The organism is Actinocorallia lasiicapitis (genome assembly GCF_054778695.1).
Genome location: NZ_BAAGZI010000490.1, coordinates 1 through 3,800, shown reverse-complemented (window position 1 = coordinate 3,800; position 3,800 = coordinate 1). Strand labels below are relative to the sequence as shown.

1 protein-coding gene is annotated in these 3,800 nt (G+C 74.2%); it reads right to left on the bottom strand.

Annotated elements, in window-relative coordinates; genetic code table 11:
- On the bottom strand, positions 1–3,800 hold a 3,800-nt coding region (locus ACYVE7_RS30840; protein WP_460369686.1), incomplete at both ends, for an acyltransferase domain-containing protein.

The following is a 3,800-nucleotide window of genomic DNA, read 5'->3' as shown; positions in this document are numbered from 1 at the left end:
CGGCGCGGCGGTGGGCGGCGAGCGCATCGAGGTAGGCGTTGGCGGCGGCGTAGTTGGCCTGGCCCGGCGCGACGATCACCCTGGCGGCGGAGGAGAACATGACGAACGCCGAAAGGTCCATGTCCAGGGTCAGTTCGTGCAGGTTCCAGGCGGCGTCGGTCTTCGGGCGCATGACCGCGTCGAGCCGCTCCGGAGTCAGCGACGAGATGACTCCGTCGTCCAGGACGCCCGCGATGTGCAGGACCGCGCCCAGACGCCGTCCGGCGAGGAGTGCGGCGACGGCGTCTCGGTCGGCGACGTCACACGCCGCCACCTCGACCTGCGCGCCCAGCCCCGTCAGCTCGGCCGCGAGCTCGGCGGCCCCGGGGGTGGCGAGACCGCGACGCCCGGTCAGCAGCAGCTCGCGCACCCCGTGGACGGTGACGAGATGCCGGGCCAGCAGACCGCCCAGCGCGCCGAGCGCACCGGTGATCAGGACGGGCCCTGTGAAGGCCGGGACGGGTGCGTCCGGGTCGATCCGGACACGGCTCAGCCGGGGCGCGTGGAGGAGCCCGTCACGGATCGCGAGCTGCGGTTCGCCACTGGCGAGGGCGGCGGGGACGGCCGCCAGCTCGGCCGGATCCTCGACGTCGATGAGGACGACCCGGCCCGGCTCCTCCATCTGGACGCTGCGGACCAGTCCCGCGACGGCCGCGCCCGCCAGATCGGTCACGTCCGCGGGGCTGTCGCCGGAGGGCAGGCCGACCGCACCGGACGTCACGACCGCGAGGGGCGAACCGGCGTAACGCTCGTCGGCCAGCCAGTTCTGCACGACCTCCATCACCCGCTGGACCGACGCGCGCGCCTCGGACCCCGTCACCACGGCGGGCACGCTGAGCACGACGGCGGCGGGCACGTCGGCCTCCGCCGTGAGCTCCGCCCACCTGATCGGGGACGGCACGGCGCTCTCCGGAGCCGCGACGGCCACCCATCTGACCTGGTAAAGGGACTCATGCCGGGACGCGCGTGAGACCAGCTCGCGCGTCTGGGCGACAGGCCGCACGGTCAGGGACTCGGCCGACAGGACGGGCTCGCCCGAGGAGTCGGCGACGGCCAGTTCCAGCAGTCCGTCGCGGTCCGGCCGGAGCCGGAGGCGCAACGCGGTGGCGCCCGCCGCGTGTAGTTCCACCCCCGACCAGGCAGCCGGTACGGCGGCGGATCCGGTGCCGGTCAACGCGACGGCCTGGACGGCGGCGTCCAGGAGCGCCGGATGCAGCCCGAAGGAGCCGGGTGCGGTGCCGTCGGGCAGGGCGGCCTCGGCGAACACCTCCGTCCCGGACCGCCACGCGGCCCGCAGCACCTGGAACAGGGGTCCGTGGTGGAGGCCGTCCTCGGCGGAGCGCTCGTACAGCCCGGTCAGGTCGGCGGGGTCCGCGCCGGGCGGCGGCCAGGCGGTGAGGCCGGTCCCGCCGCTCCTGTGCCGGACGGCGGCCAGGGTGCCGGTCGCGTGCCGGATCCACGGCAGGTCGGGGGCGTCCTCGCCGCGGGAGTGGATGTCGACGGTGCGGCGGCCCGCCGGGTCGGGCGCCCCGACGAGCACCTGGAGGACGACGCCGCCGCGTTCGGGCAGCGGGAGGGGCGCTTCCAGCGTCAGATCGTCGACGCGGGACAGGCCGATCTCGTCACCGGCGCGCACCGCCAGCTCGACGAAGGCCGCGCCCGGGAAGACCGGTGTGCCGTCGATGGCGTGGTCGGTGATCCAGGGGTGGGTTCCGGCGGTGACGCGGCCGGTGAGGATCAGTTCACCGGAGGCCGCCATCGTGACGGCCGCGCCGAGCAGCGGATGATCGGGAGCGTGCAGGCCGACGGAGGTCAGATCGCCGCCGCCGGAGCCCGACGGCAGCCAGTAGGTCTGCCGTTCGAAAGCGTAGGTCGGCAGGTCGACCCGGTGGCCGGCCCGTCCGGCGAAGAACGGTTCCCACGCGACCGGCGCCCCGTTCACCTGCAGTCCCGCGACGGCCGTCAGCAGCGACCGCGCCTCGGGCCGGTCCTTGCGGGACGCCGCCACCAGCACGGCCTTCTCCGACTCCACCGACTGGGCGGCCATCGCGGTGAGCACACCGTCGGGGCCGATCTCCAGGAACCGGGTCACCCCGGCCGCCTCCAACGCCCGCACCCCGTCTGCGAACCGGACCGCCTCACGAACGTGCCGCACCCAGTGGTCGGCGGAGGCCAGGTGCTCAGCGGAGACCGCCTCCCCCGTCAACGTCGACACCAGACGGATCGCCGCCCGGCCGTGGGAGAGCCCCTGCGCGACCTGCCGGAACTCCGCCAGCATCGGATCCATCAGCGGCGAATGGAACGCGTGCGACACCCGCAACCGGGACGTCTTCCGGCCCTGCGCGGCGAAAACGTCAACGATCTCCGCGACCGCAGCCTCGTCGCCCGAGACCACCACCGAACGTGGCCCGTTCACCGCCGCGATCCCCGCCCTGCCCGTGAGCAGCGGCAGCACCTCGTCCTCGGTCGCCTCGATCGCGGCCATCGCTCCGCCCTCGGGGAGCGCCTGCATCAGCCGACCACGAGCGGCCACCAGACGGGCGGCGTCCCGCAGCGACAGCAGGCCCGCCACATGCGCGGCCCCGATCTCCCCGATCGAATGGCCCGCCACGAAGTCGGGACGAACCCCCCACGACTCCAACAGCCGGAACAGCGCCACCTCGAACGCGAACAGCCCAGCCTGCGTGTAAACGGTCTGGTTCAGCGCCTCCGCATCCCCCCAGATCACCTCACGCAGCGGGCGACCCACCAAACCGACGCCAGCCTCGACCACCCGACCCGGCAGACCTCCCGCACCGGCATCGACCGACCGGTCAGGGAGGCCCTCTTCACCGTGGACGGCCTCGCCTAGAGGTAGACCGAGGTGGGTGTCCAGCTCAGCGCAGACCGTGTCGAAAACCTCAGCGAAGACCGGGAACGCGTCGTACAGGTCGCGGCCCATGCCCAGGCGCTGGCTGCCCTGGCCGGAGAACAGGAACGCGAGACGGCCCGCGCTCGCCTTGCCCGACAGGGCGGACGCCGACCGGCCGCCCGCGGCGAGCACGGTGAGGCCGTCCAGGAGTTCCGCCCGGTCCTCGCCCACGACGATCGCCCGGTGCTCCAGCACCGCCCGTCCCGCCGCCAGGGAGAAACCCACCGCGGCCGGGTCGAGCTCGGGGCGCTCCGCGACGTACGCGTGTAGCCTGCGGGCCTGCTCCGCCAGCGCTTCGGGGGTCTTCCCCGACACCGGCCACGGCATCGCCCCGGCGGGAGCCGTCGCGGGCTCGCGCACCGGTTCGGCCGGCGGCTGTTCGATGATCACGTGCGCGTTGGTGCCGCTGATCCCGAACGACGACACTCCCGCCCGGCGCGGACGGCCGGTCTCCGGCCACTCCCGCGCCTCGGTCAGCAGCCGGACGTTCCCCGCCGACCAGTCCACCTGCGGCGTCGGCTCGTCGACGTGCAGGGTCTTCGGCAGCAGGCCGTGGCGCATCGCCTCGACCATCTTGATGATCCCCGCGACCCCCGCCGCCGCCTGGGTGTGGCCCAGGTTCGACTTGATCGAACCCAGCCAGAGCGGGGAGTCGTCGGCGCGGTCCTGTCCGTAGGTCGCCAGCAGGGCCTGCGCCTCGATCGGGTCGCCCAGTGTGGTGCCCGTGCCGTGCGCCTCGACCGCGTCCACGTCGGCGACGGTGAGCCCGCCGTTCGCCAGGGCCGCGCGGATCACCCGCCGCTGGGACGGGCCGTTCGGCGCCGTCAGGCCGTTGGACGCGCCGTCCTGG